Consider the following 15,865-nt stretch of genomic DNA (forward strand, 5'->3'; position numbering starts at 1 on the left):
GTCCACGCTTGGCACCTGCAGCGAAAGCTGACGGGTGGCGCCGGTGAAGGTGTCTCCGAGGTCCAGCAGCACCTTGGAGTGGTGATCCCCACCGCGCGACGGGGACTTGCCACCGTGTGTATGGAAACCGCGGTGTCTGCGCCCCATGTGGCCAAACAGCTCGGCGAAGAAGTCGCTGAAATTGGCCTCTTGCTGCGGCGAGAAGCCCCGACCGGAGAACTCGAAGCCGGTGTCCCAGTCCGGCGGCGGACGGAACTTCTGGCCGGGCTGATGGCCTCGTCCCAATTGCTCATACGCGGCGCGCTTTTCCGGGTCGGAGAGTACAGCATAGGCCTCGTTGAGCTCCTTCATGCGCACTTCGGCATCCAACTGCTTGGAAACGTCGGGATGGAACTTGCGCGCGAGCTTGCGGAACGCCTTCTTGATGTCCTCATCGGTGGCATCACGTGTCACTCCCAGCGTCTTGTAGTAGTCCTGGAATTCCATGCGTGTTCCCCTTTCCACGTCTCTAATGCTGCCCTTCCGCTCGAAAGAATGACGGCGAATATCAGTCAGATCAAGAGCTTGATATCCTCGGGAGAAGCCTTACCATTCCAACCGGAGACGTCAGAATATGGCGCCCGCGCCAAAGCGAATGGAGGCAAACATGATGTTTCGATCCCTGTTTCCCCGTGACATATTCTCAGAACTGGAACGCCTGCAGCGCGAGCTGCACCAGCCATTCGAGCAGTCTCCCAGTATTCGTGGTCGGGTCAGTTTTCCGGCCATCAATGTCGGCGGCACACCCCACGCGGTGGAAATCTACGCCTTTGCCCCCGGCACCGATCCGGCCAGCATCGACGTCCAACTGGTGAAGGGCGTACTGACCATTGTCGGCGAGCGCAAGCCCGATCTCTCTGACAAGGACGAGCAAACCTCCCTGCATATCGATGAACGCTTCGCCGGCCGCTTCCGTCGCGTGGTGAGCCTACCGGATGACGTGAATCCCAATGCGGTGGAAGCCAAGTACCGTGATGGCGTGCTGCACATCAGCATCCAGCGCCTCGAAGCAGCGCAGCGGCGCCAAATCAGCATCCAGTGATGCGAGGAGGATCTGGCCATGAGCGAAAATACTGCTGTCACCAAACAAGCCGACGCTGGCAGCGCTGAAGCGGCCCTGATGCCGCCAGTGAATGTGTACGAGGACGCCGCAGGCATCACCCTGTACGCCGATCTGCCGGGTGTGCCCAAGGACAAGCTGGTCGTGCAGGTGGAAGGCGATATCCTGACCATCAAGGGCGAAGTCGTCCTGGATCAGCCGGAGGGCATGGAAGCCAGTTACGTGGAGGTTTCCCTGCCGCGTTACCGGCGTGTGTTCACGCTCTCCAAGGAACTAGATGCCGAGAAGGTGGTGGCCGAGTTCAACCACGGCGTGCTCAAGCTGCGCATCCCCAAAGCCGAATACGCGCAACCGAGCCGCATTGAGGTCAAGGTCGCGTGATGTAAGCCGAGCGGGCCTTGGGCATCGCCCATGGCTGCGCACACGTAGGCGGGCTGACATGAAACCGGAATCCTTGAAAGAGGGTTTCGGTTCTTTGTGAGCAACCTGGTCGAAGGCTGGCACCATCCGACGCAGACTGATCCAGGGGCAAATTACAGGAGTCAGGCACGATCGCGGACAAGCGTTGAATCCCAGGCGGCGCACGAAATCAGAGGACAGCGCACTCGGCATGGCTTTTTGTGGTCCGGCTGCACCGGTTAGCGGTACACGAGGACCGGGATCGTACTATGGGTCAGGACTTTCTGGGTTTCGCTGCCGATCAGCAGACCCTGCACGCCAGCTCGACCGTGCGAGGCCATGACAATGAGGTCGCAGTTGTGCTCCTCCACGGCCCGGATGATCGCCTCATAGGGGTGATCGCTTGTCACGTGGATCGTGTCGCATGGCACCCCCGCTTCCCTCGCGGCTTGCGCGATCATCCCCAGGTAATGCTCCGCATGCTGTTCGGCTATCTGCGCAAACCGCTCCTGGGTATCCTCCATCATCTCGACCCGATGGGTGAAGATGCGGTACTCCGGGATGGCGTGAAATCCCGTGATTCTGGCCTGAAATCCCTTAGCGAGCGTCACCGCCATCCGAATCGCGGCTTCGGAGAGCGGGGACCCATCGGTCGGCACCAAGAGATGCTTGAACATATCTGTCTCCTCCCGGCAATGACCGTCTGCGTCGGCGTCCTGCCCGCAAATCACTTGTCAAACAGTCGTCCGACGAAAGTGACGAGTTCTCCTATCGTGGCATATTGTTGCTAGCCGACCGGACGAACGGGGTGGCATCGCCGATACCAGGCGGCCATCGGACACGCAAGGCTTTAGACGCCAACACGCGTCGAGCACAAAGTGGTGCTGCCAGGAGTTCATCCGTCCACGCGCATCCGGGAAGTCTTCCAGACACGTTAAATCGAATGCAACACTACCAAGCCAACTATAGGCGATGTCGGCAGACCGTGGCAATTTGCATAGGTAGGCCACCTCGCTCCTTCCCAACGACCGACCGACAGCAAGCCGGGGGGCGGCGCATTCCCGCGGACCGGACGATGTCACTGCAGGCGCTGCCCGCCGGTGATCGCGAGATCGGCCCCGGTCAGGAAACCCGCTTCCCGCGAGCACAGATACGACCCGCGGCCGCTATAGCGTTGCGATGAACTGTTTCCACGGGGTCCCTTGTAGAGTCTCGGTGGTTGCATGTCCGTAGGCGCGAATGATTAATGCCGCCCTTTCGAGTTGCGCCAGGTCATTCGATTCAACGATGTCCACCACATCGAACCGACCGAGGGTGAGAAAGCTGTCTTTCCAGGTCACCGCAGGGCATTCGGCCTTGATCTTTTCCGCAACCGTGGCGGCGATCTGTTTCAGGTCCTTGGGCTCCTTGAACGCATCAGGAGATAAAGTGCTGAGGATGACATAGGTGGTCATGGAACACCTCCATACAAAACGGTTGACGCTCCGTTGGGCACGGGCTGACGCATGGGGACAATGCCTTTGCGCCGAGAGGCGTATGCGTGTGACTACTAATTATAGGTTTGCGTGGGCGGTTCCCCTTCGCAGGACACGAAGATGCTTGCGTATCGGCCCGACGGCAGACGCTCCCGCCGGCAACGCGCTCACCGGTTAGCGCAAGTTCCCTGTATGCCCCAACGAGTATCGGCCAGGTTGTGGCCACACCGTCAGCCCGTGCGGTTCACGACCCACCTTGATCTTGTCGACACTGCCCGTTGCGGTGTCAAAGCGGTACACCACATCGTCGAAGCGGCCGGACAACCACAAGTGCTGGCCGTCGGCACTGACGTTGCCCATGTCAGGGCTGCCACCGCCCGGAATGGGCCAGGTCTTGGTGACGGTACGAGTCGCAAAATCAATGACCGATACGCTGCCTTTGCCGCCGGGCGGGCCGTGGATCTTGTTGGTACCACGGTTGGTCACATACAGGCTTCTGCCATCGCGGCTGGGATACAGGCCATGCGCGCCGATGCCGGTGGCGATGAAGCCGATCTGCTTGAACGATTCACCGTCGACCACATGGACACCGTCGGCCATCATGTCCGCCACGAAGAATATCTTGCCGTCCGGCGATACCCGCACGTCTTGCGGCATGCCCTTGGTGGTGCAAATCTCGCCACCAGTCTGGCTCGGGTCGGGGATTTTGGCGGGCTTCTTGCCGGGCGATGCGATCAGCGCGAGGACATCCGGCCGGTCGAAGTACCTGCTCAGCTTGAGGGTAGCCACCACGCGGCGATTCACCAGGTCGATCTGAGTGACCGCCCCGTCGAACTCACAGGTAAACAGCGCGAACTTCCCGTCGATGGAGAAATCGGCGTGATTGATGCCGTCGCATTGCGGTGTAGCAATCGAGTATTGCAGTTTCATGCTGCTTGGGTCACGAAAGTCCAGGCGCTTGTACGCTTCGGCAACCACGATGGCCGATTGACCATCCGGAGACCAATACATGTTGTAGGGGTCGTCCACGCGAATCGATTGACCCGGTTTGCCGGTGTTGGGATCGATCGGCGTCAGACTGCCATCGTGGCGACCTTCGGCGTTGTTGGCTACCCACAGCGTGTGCAAGTCCCACGAGGGCACCACATGCTGCGGGTTGATACCCACCTTGAAGGTATCGATGACCTTCAGCGTGGCCGGATCGATCACAGACACGGTATTGGACGTGTGGTTTGGCACGTACACGCGCTCCAGGGCACCGGCGACCGCCGCACTCATGCGGTTGGCGCCCACCTCACTGTAAAGATTGTTCCGGTCAGGCACGGCCGGCATGCCGGGTACCGTCGCCACTCGGTCGTTCTGCACGGAAGCTCCAGGTGGCGACGATGCGCTTGCCGGCGTTGCTGTGGCGCGGTTTGCGATCCACCAAGCGGTCGCCGACACGGCGACCGCAACAGAAACGACGACAACGGGAATCTTGCGCATGCTTGACCTCTCAATATCTCGGTCTACACATCATGGAGTGAAAGTAGCGCGCTCAGCGCGAAGCACCCAGTGCAGCGCGAATGGAGGCTACGGTTCTCGCCACAATCAAATCGACACCCAACTGACCCAGCGCCGCACTGGCAGCGCGCGGATCGCCAGCGACACCATTGGCCGCGCCTTCGCGCGGATCGCGTGCCATTTGATCTGCCCGAACCAATGTAGCGTCGATGGCCATCATTAGCGAGGTATCGGCCGTGCCCGCATGCACGCCGATCTGTTCATCGCTCAACCCCTTGGCTTTGAGGGCCTGCACGTAGTCTGTCTGCGTGACCCGGTAGTAGTCCCCGATGAAGTGGGCACGGGCATGCGTCGCCGCCCAATCGTGATTCAGGCGCGTCGCCACCGCCTTGAGCTGGGCCTGGTAGCCGCCGTGATCACCGATCAGCACCACGTCGACAAAGCCATTCTGCTTGAAGCTGCGCGCCGCGGCATCCAGTACGCTCTTAAAGGCGTCGTCCGGCACCGAAATTGTGCCAGCAAAGCGCATGTGCCCGACGGGCGGGGTAATGCTGCCTTCGGGGACATAAGCTACCACCGGCGCGACCAGTGTATGGCCCAACGAACTGGCGATCCTGCCCGCCAGCACCTTGACCCGCACATTGTGCTTGCCTAGCGCCATGTGCGGACCGCTTTGTTCGGTGCCGCCGACCGGGATGATGATCGTCGTCGTGCCGGCGCGGATGGCATCGCGGACCTCGGTCGAGGTCAACTCTTCAAGATAAACACTATTGGCGGCGGGCCACGCGGCGGGACTGAGAACGGCCAACCAGAGAGCGAGCAACGCAACCATGGTACGCATCATTGGCTCATGTTTTGTCATGGATGAAGGGACCCTACGGCGTTCGCATCGGCCATCACCGAACCAGGCGGTGGTTCATCCGGCCTGGTGACCGGCATACTCGCATCGAGTTAAGCAGGATCAGCGAGGTCACGTGTTTTCCTGCGCGTCCGCAAGCGTCGACATCGAGGGTCGGATCGGTGTGCACTGATGCATAGTGCTTGGCCAGGGCTTTAGGATACTCGATACCCAGTACGGGAAAGTCGAGCAAGTGGGCAAATTGGTACATCGGTCCGCCGGAAGCGACCGTCATCGCTGCCGAGGCCTCTTGCGGGGAGCCCGTGAAAACCGCGAGGACGTCTCGCTTGCGCTTCTGCAGAACCGCTCGATTCGTAGCGATGGCTGATCGACCGTCGGCAAGCTCGGCCAACTCGGCCAGCACTTGCACTTCGTCCGGCATCAGCAGGATGCTTATAGCCAGATTGCGACGCCAGCCGTGCGACTAGCGTGTCGAACCGGAGCACGCGATCACGTCTTTTCAAGCCCGGAAGGGCGCCGAACGTGGTGCGGCGCCCTAATTTGCCCCTTACTTAACTCTTATTGACGCAGCTCGAAGCGGTCGAGGTTCATCACCTTGACCCAGGCAGCGACGAAGTCCTTGACGAACTTATCCGCCCCGTCCTCGCTTGCATAGACTTCGCACAGGGCCCGGAGCTGAGCATGTGAACCGAACACCAGATCAACGCGCGATCCGGTCCACTTGACCTGCCCCGTCTTACGGTCACGTCCCTCGAACACATCCCGCGTGAGCGCCTTCCATTCCACGTCCATGTCGAGCAGGTTGCGGAAGAAGTCGTTGGTCAGCGTTTCCGGGCGGTCAGTGAAGACGCCGTGCGCATCCTTCCCTGTATGGACGTTCAGCACGCGCAGGCCGCCGATCAGCACCGTCATTTCGGGCGCGGTCAGAGTCAGCAACTGCGCCTTGTCAACCATCATTGCTTCCGCCGGAACGCGAGCATTCGGGTTGCGGTAGTTGCGGAAGGCATCGGCCGCCGGTTCGAGGGCGCCAACCGATTGCACGTCGGTCTTTTCCTGCGAAGCATCCATGCGGCCCGGCGAGAATGGTACGGTCAGCTTCTGCCCGGACTTCTCCGCTGCCTTCTCGATACCGGCGCTGCCCGCCAGCACGATCAGATCGGCCATCGAGATCTTCTTGCCACCCGACTGGGCACCGTTGAACTCGCTCTGGATACCTTCAAGGGTCTTCAGCACCTTGCCCAGCTGATCCGGCTCATTGGCCGCCCAGTCCTTCTGCGGAGCCAGGCGAATGCGCGCGCCGTTGGCGCCGCCGCGCTTGTCCGAACCGCGGAACGTCGATGCCGATGCCCAGGCAGTCTTCACCAGCTCCGAGACCGACAGCCCCGATGCCAGGAGCTTCTGCTTGAGCGCCGCCACGTCCTGGTCATTGACCAGCGGATGGTCTAGCGCCGGGATGGGATCTTGCCAGAGCAGTTCTTCGGCCGGGACTTCCGGGCCGAGGTAGCGGGCTCGCGGTCCCATGTCTCGGTGGGTCAGCTTGAACCAGGCACGGGCGAATGCATCAGCAAACTCCTGAGGGTTCGCCATAAAGCGCCGCGAGATTTTCTCGTAGATGGGGTCGAAGCGCAGCGACAGGTCCGTGGTCAGCATCGTCGGCTTGAGCTTCTTCGACGGATCGTAAGCGTGCGGAACCGTTTCGCCGGCATTCTTGGCCACCCACTGGTTAGCACCTGCAGGGCTCTTGGTCAGCTCGTATTCATAGCCGAACAGGTTTTCGAAGTAGCCACCGTCCCACTTCGTCGGCGCGGTCGTCCAGGTGACTTCCAGACCGCTGGTGATCGTGTCCGCGCCCTTCCCTGTGCCGAAGCTGCTCTTCCATCCCAGACCCTGGTTTTCAAGGTCGGCAGCTTCGGGTTCGGCGCCTACGTGATCAGCGGGACCGGCACCGTGCGTCTTGCCGAAGGTGTGGCCGCCGGCAATCAGCGCGACGGTCTCCTCATCGTCCATGGCCATGCGGCCGAAAGTATCCCGGATGTCGTACGCCGCGGCGAGCGGGTCCGGATTACCTTCGGGGCCTTCCGGATTCACGTAGATCAGGCCCATCTGCACGGCACCCAGGGGATTCTCGAGGTTGCGACCGGGGTCGGTACGGCTGGCTTCACCGCCGTGCAATTCCTCGTCGGCCACGATCACGCCTTCGTTGTCGTCCTTGCCGGCGGCGCCCTTGCCATAACGGACGTCGCCGCCCAGCCAGGTCTTTTCAATCCCCCAATAGACGTCCTGGTCCGGTTCCCAGGTGTCTTCACGGCCGCCACCAAAGCCGAATGTCTTGAAGCCCATGGTTTCGAGGGCAACGTTACCGGCGAGGATCATCAGATCGCCCCAGGAAAGCTTCTGGCCATATTTCTGCTTGATGGGCCAGAGCAGCCGGCGAGCCTTGTCCAGGCTGACATTGTCCGGCCAGCTGTTGAGCGGTGCGAAACGCTGCTGGCCCCGCCCGCCACCGCCACGGCCGTCACCGATGCGGTACGTGCCGGCGCTGTGCCAGGCCATGCGGATAAACAAACCACCGTAGTGGCCGAAGTCCGCCGGCCACCAGTCCTGCGAGTCAGTCATCAGCGCCGCGAGGTCCTTCTTGACCGCGGCGAGGTCGAGGCTCTTGAAAGCCTCGGCATAGTTAAAGCTTTTGTCCAATGGATTAGACTTGTCGGAGTGCTGGCTGAGCAACTCTAGCCGCAACTGCTTCGGCCACCAGTCCAGGTTGGTGGTGCCGCCACCGGCGGCATGGTTGAAGGGGCACTTTTCGTTAGACATGCTCTCTCCTTCGGGGGCGTACCAAACGTTAGTTCTAGTATTTCTGCGTCAACGCTTCCACGCGGGACCTGCGTCGGCAGGCCTGCCGCACACAAAATATAGTTGAAAGCGTTCGTCAACAATATGTAATGTTTGCAATCGCTTCAATAGCGGACCGCTATTGGCCACCCGCAACCGAGCTGGGGTTAGCCGCACCGATTGCCGCCCAGTGCTTGACCTATAGTTCCTATACTGAAGATAGCTGTAGCGATCAGCGCTCGGAGGTTGCAATCATGACCATGGCTACCACGCTGGCACGATGCCTGAGCAAGAAGCAGAGCCGGTTTGAAACCGTTCGTCGCCCAAGCGGCCTGGCAACTGCGCGGACTACGTATATCCCCGGAGACCGGCTCGCCCGGACTGTCCTGCTGGAGGACAACCGAGGCTACCTCGCGGCCGTGATCCCTTCCACCCACCAACTGAAACTGTCGGATATCTGCGAACAGACCGGCCGCAAGCTGTCTCTGGCGCATTGGGATGGCGCGCGCGAAGTGTTCAGGGACTGCGACCTCGGCGCGCTCCCGCCGGTCGGCATGGCGTACGGCACTCTGACCTGGCTCGACGACAGCCTTCTGACGCATCCCGACGTCTACTTCGAAGCGGGCGACCATGAGGAGCTGGTGCACATGAGCACCGAGCAGTTCACCGCCCTCATGGCCGAAGCTCGGCGCGGGCATTTCGCGCACCGGATGATGTAGGGCGCCGCGCAAGGTTGGCGCGGCTAAGTGCGCATATATCGCTCTTCCCCGCTCTTGAAGCCCCTCACCTCGACTCGATCGGGTTGCCGAACGGGTCGGTGAAGAACATCGTTCGCTGCTCGCCGGGTTCGCGCCTTCGAAGCGCACCTGCTGCGGCGCACAAAGTCAGTGCCGACGGCCGTCCCTGAAAATCGACGCCACTTGCTAGCACGCTGGCTCTCCCTGCGCATTGATTCGGTCGAATCAATGACATTAACTTCGACAACGCGGAACAAATCTACCGATCGACTGATTGAAAACACCGATCGACTCTCGGCAGTTGAAACAATGCGAAGCGAGTGGCGGAAACTTTGCCGATGCAGCCAATCACCTCTCCATTGCCCAATGGCGGAGATGGGTCGGAAACGGTAGTTCATCCACAGCTCCAGCTCTGACGGTCAACCATTCCGCTTATCGCAGCAGCTTCCGAGATACCTATAAAAGTTCGACGGCTATCGTTGGCATGGGTCGACGGCGACGACGTCCGTCTCTTCACAGTAAATGGCCGTCACTGGACCTCCTCACGCTTCAAATCAATTGCGGCGGAGATACGCACTCTTGGCCTTGGCTCCGCCTGGTTGGATGGGGAGATCGTGATGGCTGAGGCCTCACTCGCCGAATGGACGAAGGAGGGGCCGTGTCCGGCATGCCGTGTTTCACGCCCCGCCGCGCCAGCATCTGCCCGGCCTGGCCGACGGGTGGCCTGGATTCGTAATTATGCTTTGCAGAGCATAAAGTCTTACCTTGGCATGACCCCTTGAAGCCGGGTGCCGCATGCAGCGGGCTAAACAGCAACAATGGATTTGGGATAGTCTTGACGGCACGCAGGCTTTCACAGTCAGACGTCACCCTGGCTGTGCCAGGGAGTATGCGCATGGTTAAGGGACTGGTGTATGCCCTCCGTGGGCAAACCAGGCAGCGCGCCCCACGAGTAGTGATGGCGTGCGTCGTCACTCTATTGGCTGCATGCGCCGTGGGCCCGGATTACCATTCGCCCGAGCCGCCAGGCGGCGACCACTTCACAGCGGAGCCACTGCCCGGGCAGACGGCATCCACGCCCGGCATACCTGGGAGCGCCGGGGCAGCGCAGCGTTTCGTCACGGTGCAGGATATCCCCGGCGAATGGTGGTCGCTGTTCCACTGTGCGCCACTCGATACATTGATTCGCGAGGCGCTGGCCAACAGCCCCAACCTGGCCGCCGCCCAGGCAGCCCTGCGGCAGGCCCGCGAAAACTACAACGCCGAAGTGGGCGGGGCCCTGCTTCCCGCCGTGGATGCGCAACTGGGGGCGTCGCGCGAGAAGGTCTCGGGGCTGGCCATCGGCCAGCCGGGGCTGAGCCCGGAGTTCAGTCTCTACAATGCCTCGGTCAATGTCGCTTACACGCTCGATGTCTTTGGCGGCGCGCGGCGCGAACTGGAGGCATTGCGGGCGCTTATCGGGTACCAGCAGTATCAGTGGCAGGCGGCTTATCTGACGCTGACAGCCAATCTCGTGACGGCAAGCGTCAGGGAGGCGTCGCTGCGCGCCCAGATCGAGGCTACGGGGCAGATCGTGGCGGACCAGGAACAGCAGTTGGATCTGCTCACGCGCCAGTTCGAACTGGGCGGCGTGAACCAGGCCGCGGTGCTGGCGCAGCGCACCACGCTGGCGCAGACGCGCGCGACCCTCCCGCCGCTGCAGCAGGCGCTCGAGCAGACCCGCCACCTGATCGCGGTCCTGGCGGGCAAGCCCCCCAGCGATGCCACCCTGCCGCTATTCCGGCTGGCTGATTTCTCCTTGCCGCAAACGCTGCCGGTCAGCCTGCCCTCCGCGCTGGTGCGGCAACGCCCCGACATCCTGGCGGCCGAAGCCCTGCTGCACCAGGCTAGCGCCCGGGTTGGCGTGGCGACCGCCGCGATGTTCCCGAAGCTCACCCTGACCGGCAGCTATGGCACGCAAGCACTGACGCCCGGTGGCGCCTTCAATGCGGCCAATACGGTGTGGAGCCTCGGTGCCGGCCTGCTGCAGCCGGTTTTTCATGGCGGCCAGTTGAATGCGCAGCGGCGCGCGGCCGTGGCCGCCTACGATCAGGCGGGCGCGCAGTACCAGCAGACCGTGCTGCAAGCCTTCCAGAATGTGGCCGATACGCTGCGCGCACTGGATAACGATGCACGCGCGCTGGCGGCGCAAGCCGAGGCCGCCACCGCCGCGCGCGATTCCCTGTTGCTGAGCCAGCAGCAATACCGCCTGGGCGCGGTGAGCTATCTCTCGCTACTCGACGCCCAGCGCCAGTACCAGCAGACCGTGCTCAGCCTGGTGCAGGCGCAGGCGGCACGCTTCGCCGATACCGCTGCGCTGTACCAGGCGACCGGCGGGGGCTGGTGGAACGCGCCGCAACCGCCGGAGGTCAAGCCGCCAGTGGCCACGCCCCGGGCAGAGACCGTGGTACCCGTGGAGAACAGGCAATGAAGAAGCGCATGGTCATCATGCTGGTCTGCGTGGGCCTGCTGCTGGCCGCGTTGTTCGGCTTCAATCTGTTCAAGGGAATGATGTTCAAGAAATTCATGGCGGGCAATGCCGCGCCGCCGGCCACCGTCAGCGCCGTGCGCGCCGCCTACCAGGTGTGGCAGCCGCAACTGGCCGCGGTGGGGAGCCTGCGCGCCGTGCGCGGGGTGGACGTCACCACTGAAATTGCCGGCCTGGTGCGCGAGGTCCGCTTCACGTCCGGCGGCGAGGCGCGGGCCCGCCAGGTCCTGGTGCAGCTCAACGCAGACGCCGACATCGCGCAACTCCAGGCCTTGCAGGCCGCAGCCGAACTGGCACAGACCGTCTACACGCGCGACAAGGCGCAATACGACATCAAGGTGATCGCCAAGGCCACGCTCGACGCCGACGCCGCCGACCTCAAGAGCAAGCGGGCCCAGGTGTCGCAGCAGGCCGCCATCGTCGAAAAAAAGACCATCCGCGCGCCTTTCGCCGGCCGGCTGGGCATCACCACCCTTAACCCCGGCCAGTACGTGAACCCCGGCGACGCCATCGTGACCCTGCAGGCCATCGATCCGATCTATGCCGACTTCACCCTGCCCCAGCAGGACATCGGCCAGCTCGCGGCCGGCTTGCCTGTGGCAGCCGAGAGCAATGCCTACGGCGGCAGGATGTTCAAGGGCAGGATTACATCGATCAACCCGAAAGTGGATACGGCAACGCGCAACGTGCAGGTGGAAGCCCGCATCGACAACCAGGAAAACAAGCTGCTGCCGGGCATGTACGTGAGCGTGAAGATCGACGTCGGCACGCCCCAGCGCCGCCTGACGCTGCCGCAGACCGCCATCACCTACAACCCATACGGCGCGACGGTCTTCGTCGTCGAACCGGCTCCAGCGGCCAAGCCCGGCGAGACAGGCAAGCCGCTGCCGGTGGCGCGGCAGGTGTTCGTCACCACAGGCCCGACGCGCGGCGACCAGGTGTCGATCGAGAAGGGGCTGGAGGAAGGCACCCAGGTGGTGTCCAGCGGCCAGCTCAAGCTCAAGAACGGCACGCGGCTGGTGGTCGACAACACGGTCCAGCCAGCGGATCTGCCCAATCCGTCGCCTCAGGAACAGTGAGCGGCCGCCATGAACTTCACTGACATCTTTATCAGGCGGCCGGTGCTGGCCACGGTGGTCAGCCTGCTGATCCTGGTGCTCGGCCTGCGCTCGCTGAGCAGCCTGCCCGTCAGCCAGTACCCCCTCACCGAAAACGCCGTGGTGACGATCACCACGGCCTATTTCGGCGCCAATGCGGACACCGTGGCGGGCTTCATCACCCAGCCGCTGGAAACCGCGATCGCCCAGGCGCAGGGGATCGACTATATGTCGTCGGCCAGCACCAGCGGCGTGTCGGTCATCACCGCCACGCTGCGCCTGAACTATGACGCCAACCGCGCCCTGACCCAGATCAACACGCAGATCAGCTCGGTGCGCAACCAGTTGCCGCCGCAGGCCCAGCAGCCCGTCATCACGGTGCAGGTCGGGCAGACCACCGACACCATGTACATGGGCTTTTACAGCGACGTGCTGCCCGGCAACAGTGTCACCGACTACCTGCTGCGCGTGGTCAAGCCCAAGCTGGATTCCGTGGAAGGCGTGCAGACCGCCGAAATCCTCGGCGGCCGCCAGTTCGCCCTGCGCGCCTGGCTCGACCCGCAGCGGCTGGCCGCGTACGGGGTCACGGCCGCCGACGTCTATACCGCGCTCGGCAACAACAACTACCTGGCAGCGCTGGGTAACACCAAGGGTCAGATGGTAAGCGTTGCCATCACGTCCAACACCGACCTGCACAGCCTCGACGAGTTCAGGCAACTGGTGGTCAAATCGCGCAATGGCGCACTGGTGCGGCTGCAGGATGTGGCCAACGTGGTGCTTGGGGCGGACAACTACGACTTCAGCGTAGCCTTCAGCGGCAAGCGCTCGGTCTTCATCGGCATCAAGACCGCGCCGGAGGCCAATGTGCTCGACGTGGCCAGGCGCGTGCGCGAGGTGTTCCCGGCGATGCAGGCGCAGCTGCCGACCGGGCTGACGGGCAAGATCGTCTACGACGCCACGGAGTTCGTCAACACCTCGATCAGGGAGGTCGTCAAGACACTGGCCGAGGCGCTGCTGATCGTCACCGTGGTGATCTTCCTCTTTCTCGGCAGCCTGCGCGCGGTGATCATTCCCGTGATCGCCATGCCGCTGTCGCTGATCGGCGCCTTCTTCGTGATGCTGGCGCTAGGCTATTCGATCAACCTGCTCACGTTGCTGGCGCTGGTGCTGGCGATCGGGCTGGTGGTCGACGACGCCATCATCGTGGTGGAGAACGTCGACCGGCATATGAAGGAAGAAGGCAAGCCGCCGCTGGAGGCCGCGCTGATGGCCGCGCGCGAGCTCGGCGGCCCGATCCTGGCAATGACCGTGGTGCTGGTGGCGGTCTATGTGCCGATCGGCTTCCAGAGCGGCCTGACCGGCGCCCTGTTTACCGAATTCGCTTTCACCCTGGCGGGCGCGGTGGCCGTATCGGGCGTGGTCGCACTCACCTTGTCGCCGATGATGTGCGCGCGCTTCTTCCGCGCGGATCAGGAATCGGGACGCTTCGTGCGCTTTATCGACCGGCAGTTCGACCGTGTACACCACGCCTACCAGCGCCAGCTGCACAGCCTGCTGGAAACTTGGGTGGTGCTGGTCGTGATGGGAGCACTGCTGCTGGCCGGCACCGTGTACCTGTTCATGACCTCGAAATCCGAACTGGCGCCGCCGGAAGACCAGGGCATCGTGCTGGCGCACCTGCAAGGGCCGCCAAACGCGACCATCCAGCAGATGCAGACCTATGCCGATCAGTTGTTCGATCTGTCGAAAGGCATCCCCGAGTACGCGCAGATGTTCCAGTTGACCGGTACGCCCACGCTCAACCAAGGCATCGGCGGCGTGCTGCTCAAGCCGTGGGACCAGCGCGGCAGGAGCGCGCTGCAACTGCAGCAGGAACTGCAACAGAAATGGAACGGTATCGCCGGCGCGCAGGTGGCGGCCTTCCAGTTTCCGCCCCTGCCCGGCGCGCAAGGGCTGCCGGTGCAATTCGTCATCAACACCACCGAGCCCTTCCAGAACCTGAACGAGGTGTCGCAGGCGGTGCTGGACAAGGCGCGCGCCAGCGGCATGTTCTTCTTCGTGGATAGCGACCTCAAGCTCGACAAGCCGCAGAGCACGCTGATCGTCGACCGCGACAAGGTGGCCTCGCTCGGCCTGAACCAGTCGAACGTGGGCGCCACGCTTGGCGCCGCGCTGGGCGGCAATTATGTCAATTACTTCTCCATCGCGGGCCGCTCCTACAAGGTGATTCCCCAGGTGCTGCAGGTGGACCGGCTCAATCCCTCGCAGATCCTGAACTACTACCTGAGCACGCCCAATGGCAGCGTGGTGCCGGCTGCCACCGTGGCCCGTCTCGAAGCCAGCGTGGTGCCGGAATCGATCAACCATTTCCAGCAGCTCAATTCCGCGACCATCTCCGGCGTGCCGGTGCAGGGAGCGGCCGAAGGCGACGTGCTGAATGCCCTGCGCGAGATGACCGGCCAGGTCGCGCCAAGCGGCTACTCGGTCGACTACGCGGGCCCGTCACGCCAGTACGCGCAGGAATCCGGCGGTTTCGTGATCACGCTGATGTTCGCCACCATCATCGTATTCCTGGTCCTGGCAGCGCAGTTCGAAAGCTTCCGCGATCCGGTGGTGATTCTCGTCTCGGTGCCGATGGCGCTGTTCGGCGCGCTGATCTTCATCAACCTCGGGCTCTCGACGCTAAATATCTACACCCAGGTGGGCTTGGTGACGCTGATGGGGCTGATCAGCAAACACGGCATCCTCATCGTGCAGTTCGCCAACGAACTGCAACGTGCAGGCCGCGCCAAGCGCGAGGCGCTTGAGCAGGCCGCCGCCGTGCGGCTGCGGCCCATCCTGATGACCACCGCCGCCATGGTGCTCGGCGTGGTCCCGCTGGTGTTCGCTTCCGGCGCAGGCGCGGCAGGGAGATACGCGATGGGACTGGTGATCTTCACTGGCCTGTCTATTGGCACCCTGTTCACGCTGTTCGTGGTGCCGGCGATGTATATGTTCCTGGCCACGGATCACCAGCGTTCAAGGGAACAGCCTGTGCCCCAGGCCTCCGCACCCCCACCGGCATGACGGATTTAGGGGCCGCAGTCGTGGTACGCCGCGCTGGGCGAGGGGAAATGATCGTGGCCGATTCCATAACCGCAAATCGGCAAGCCATGGATACCAAGACACCGTCCGCCGCGGACCGGCCAGGCGCTTCCGGCTCCTTCGCACGGCCCATCGACCAGCAGGTGGTGTTCGTCCTGCAGGGGGCGCGCTGGGCGCCTACCAGGCCGGGTCTATCTGGCCCTGGTGGACAAATCCTCCCCATTGCAACGGTGTCCACGGCCGTGATGGACCT

13 protein-coding genes and 1 pseudogene are annotated in these 15,865 nt (G+C 62.8%); 6 read left to right on the top strand and 8 right to left on the bottom strand.

The genetic code is table 11. The features are described 5' to 3' along the window. Window positions 1–486 (bottom strand): DnaJ domain-containing protein (locus ACGLHR_RS38795; protein WP_400100791.1); only part of this gene is annotated, 486 nt, incomplete at its 3' end. A 160-nt stretch (window positions 487–646) separates the two neighbouring features. Here ACGLHR_RS38795 and ACGLHR_RS38800 point away from each other — a divergent pair. Next, window positions 647–1,081: an Hsp20/alpha crystallin family protein gene (locus ACGLHR_RS38800; RefSeq protein WP_400100823.1), complete on the top strand. Its 435-nt coding sequence runs from the start codon at window positions 647–649 to the stop codon at window positions 1,079–1,081. Window positions 1,082–1,099: 18 nt separating this feature from the next. Continuing rightward, complete coding sequence (locus ACGLHR_RS38805) at window positions 1,100–1,480, top strand: Hsp20/alpha crystallin family protein (RefSeq protein WP_318233750.1); 381 nt, start codon at window positions 1,100–1,102, stop codon at window positions 1,478–1,480. A 257-nt stretch (window positions 1,481–1,737) separates the two neighbouring features. On the opposite strand, the gene ACGLHR_RS38810 is transcribed toward ACGLHR_RS38805, so the two are convergent. From ACGLHR_RS38810 to katG, 6 genes are all read right to left on the bottom strand, one after another. Beyond that, on the bottom strand, window positions 1,738–2,175 hold the full coding sequence (locus ACGLHR_RS38810) for a universal stress protein (RefSeq protein WP_267602543.1): 438 nt from the start codon (window positions 2,173–2,175) through the stop codon (window positions 1,738–1,740). 489 nt (window positions 2,176–2,664) lie between these two features. Continuing rightward, window positions 2,665–2,952 carry a GYD domain-containing protein gene (locus ACGLHR_RS38815; protein ID WP_006161436.1) on the bottom strand — a complete coding sequence of 96 codons (288 nt, stop codon included), beginning with the start codon at window positions 2,950–2,952 and terminating at the stop codon, window positions 2,665–2,667. A 195-nt stretch (window positions 2,953–3,147) separates the two neighbouring features. Further along, window positions 3,148–4,458, bottom strand: coding sequence for a hypothetical protein (locus ACGLHR_RS38820; protein ID WP_400100794.1), 1,311 nt, complete (start codon window positions 4,456–4,458; stop codon window positions 3,148–3,150). 52 nt (window positions 4,459–4,510) lie between these two features. Then, window positions 4,511–5,338 (bottom strand): creatininase family protein, encoded by an 828-nt coding sequence (locus tag ACGLHR_RS38825; protein ID WP_318233747.1) that lies wholly within the window; start codon window positions 5,336–5,338, stop codon window positions 4,511–4,513. A 34-nt stretch (window positions 5,339–5,372) separates the two neighbouring features. Further along, on the bottom strand, window positions 5,373–5,756 hold the full coding sequence (locus ACGLHR_RS38830; protein ID WP_400100796.1) for a hypothetical protein: 384 nt from the start codon (window positions 5,754–5,756) through the stop codon (window positions 5,373–5,375). Between the two features lie 137 nt (window positions 5,757–5,893). Then, window positions 5,894–8,149, bottom strand: a complete 2,256-nt coding sequence (gene katG, locus ACGLHR_RS38835; RefSeq protein WP_400100798.1) for a catalase/peroxidase HPI — start codon at window positions 8,147–8,149, stop codon at window positions 5,894–5,896. Between the two features lie 272 nt (window positions 8,150–8,421). Here katG and ACGLHR_RS38840 point away from each other — a divergent pair, with 272 nt between their 5' ends. Beyond that, window positions 8,422–8,886 carry an aminoacyl-tRNA deacylase gene (locus tag ACGLHR_RS38840; protein WP_400100800.1) on the top strand — a complete coding sequence of 155 codons (465 nt, stop codon included), beginning with the start codon at window positions 8,422–8,424 and terminating at the stop codon, window positions 8,884–8,886. A gap of 64 nt (window positions 8,887–8,950) precedes the next feature. Here ACGLHR_RS38840 and ACGLHR_RS38845 read toward each other — a convergent pair. Beyond that, a pseudogene (locus ACGLHR_RS38845) lies at window positions 8,951–9,036 on the bottom strand (dioxygenase); the annotation flags it as partial. Between the two features lie 826 nt (window positions 9,037–9,862). Here ACGLHR_RS38845 and ACGLHR_RS38850 point away from each other — a divergent pair. Genes ACGLHR_RS38850 through ACGLHR_RS38860 form a run of 3 tightly spaced genes read left to right on the top strand, consistent with a single transcriptional unit; the run spans window position 9,863 to window position 15,594 of the window. Then, complete coding sequence (locus tag ACGLHR_RS38850; RefSeq protein WP_400100802.1) at window positions 9,863–11,374, top strand: efflux transporter outer membrane subunit; 1,512 nt, start codon at window positions 9,863–9,865, stop codon at window positions 11,372–11,374. After that, window positions 11,371–12,510 carry an efflux RND transporter periplasmic adaptor subunit gene (locus tag ACGLHR_RS38855; RefSeq protein WP_400100804.1) on the top strand — a complete coding sequence of 380 codons (1,140 nt, stop codon included), beginning with the start codon at window positions 11,371–11,373 and terminating at the stop codon, window positions 12,508–12,510. Before ACGLHR_RS38850 ends, ACGLHR_RS38855 begins: the two co-directional genes overlap by 4 nt. Window positions 12,511–12,519: 9 nt before the next feature. Further along, complete coding sequence (locus tag ACGLHR_RS38860; RefSeq protein WP_400100806.1) at window positions 12,520–15,594, top strand: efflux RND transporter permease subunit; 3,075 nt, start codon at window positions 12,520–12,522, stop codon at window positions 15,592–15,594. Window positions 15,595–15,865: the final 271 nt, after the last annotated feature.

Origin of the sequence: Cupriavidus sp. CuC1, assembly GCF_044627735.1 — a bacterium.
GTDB lineage: Bacteria > Pseudomonadota > Gammaproteobacteria > Burkholderiales > Burkholderiaceae > Cupriavidus > Cupriavidus ulmosensis.

What these genes read in the sequence shown, in the direction of transcription:
- ACGLHR_RS38800 (WP_400100823.1), top strand. Translation starts at nt 647, where the DNA reads ATGATGTTTCGATCCCTGTTTCCCCGTGACATATTCTCAGAACTGGAA.
- ACGLHR_RS38805 (WP_318233750.1), top strand. Translation starts at nt 1,100, where the DNA reads ATGAGCGAAAATACTGCTGTCACCAAACAAGCCGACGCTGGCAGCGCT.
- ACGLHR_RS38810 (WP_267602543.1), bottom strand. Translation starts at nt 2,175, where the DNA reads ATGTTCAAGCATCTCTTGGTGCCGACCGATGGGTCCCCGCTCTCCGAA.
- ACGLHR_RS38815 (WP_006161436.1), bottom strand. Translation starts at nt 2,952, where the DNA reads ATGACCACCTATGTCATCCTCAGCACTTTATCTCCTGATGCGTTCAAG.
- ACGLHR_RS38820 (WP_400100794.1), bottom strand. Translation starts at nt 4,458, where the DNA reads ATGCGCAAGATTCCCGTTGTCGTCGTTTCTGTTGCGGTCGCCGTGTCG.
- ACGLHR_RS38825 (WP_318233747.1), bottom strand. Translation starts at nt 5,338, where the DNA reads ATGACAAAACATGAGCCAATGATGCGTACCATGGTTGCGTTGCTCGCT.
- ACGLHR_RS38830 (WP_400100796.1), bottom strand. Translation starts at nt 5,756, where the DNA reads ATGCCGGACGAAGTGCAAGTGCTGGCCGAGTTGGCCGAGCTTGCCGAC.
- katG (WP_400100798.1), bottom strand. Translation starts at nt 8,149, where the DNA reads ATGTCTAACGAAAAGTGCCCCTTCAACCATGCCGCCGGTGGCGGCACC.
- ACGLHR_RS38840 (WP_400100800.1), top strand. Translation starts at nt 8,422, where the DNA reads ATGACCATGGCTACCACGCTGGCACGATGCCTGAGCAAGAAGCAGAGC.
- ACGLHR_RS38850 (WP_400100802.1), top strand. Translation starts at nt 9,863, where the DNA reads ATGGCGTGCGTCGTCACTCTATTGGCTGCATGCGCCGTGGGCCCGGAT.
- ACGLHR_RS38855 (WP_400100804.1), top strand. Translation starts at nt 11,371, where the DNA reads ATGAAGAAGCGCATGGTCATCATGCTGGTCTGCGTGGGCCTGCTGCTG.
- ACGLHR_RS38860 (WP_400100806.1), top strand. Translation starts at nt 12,520, where the DNA reads ATGAACTTCACTGACATCTTTATCAGGCGGCCGGTGCTGGCCACGGTG.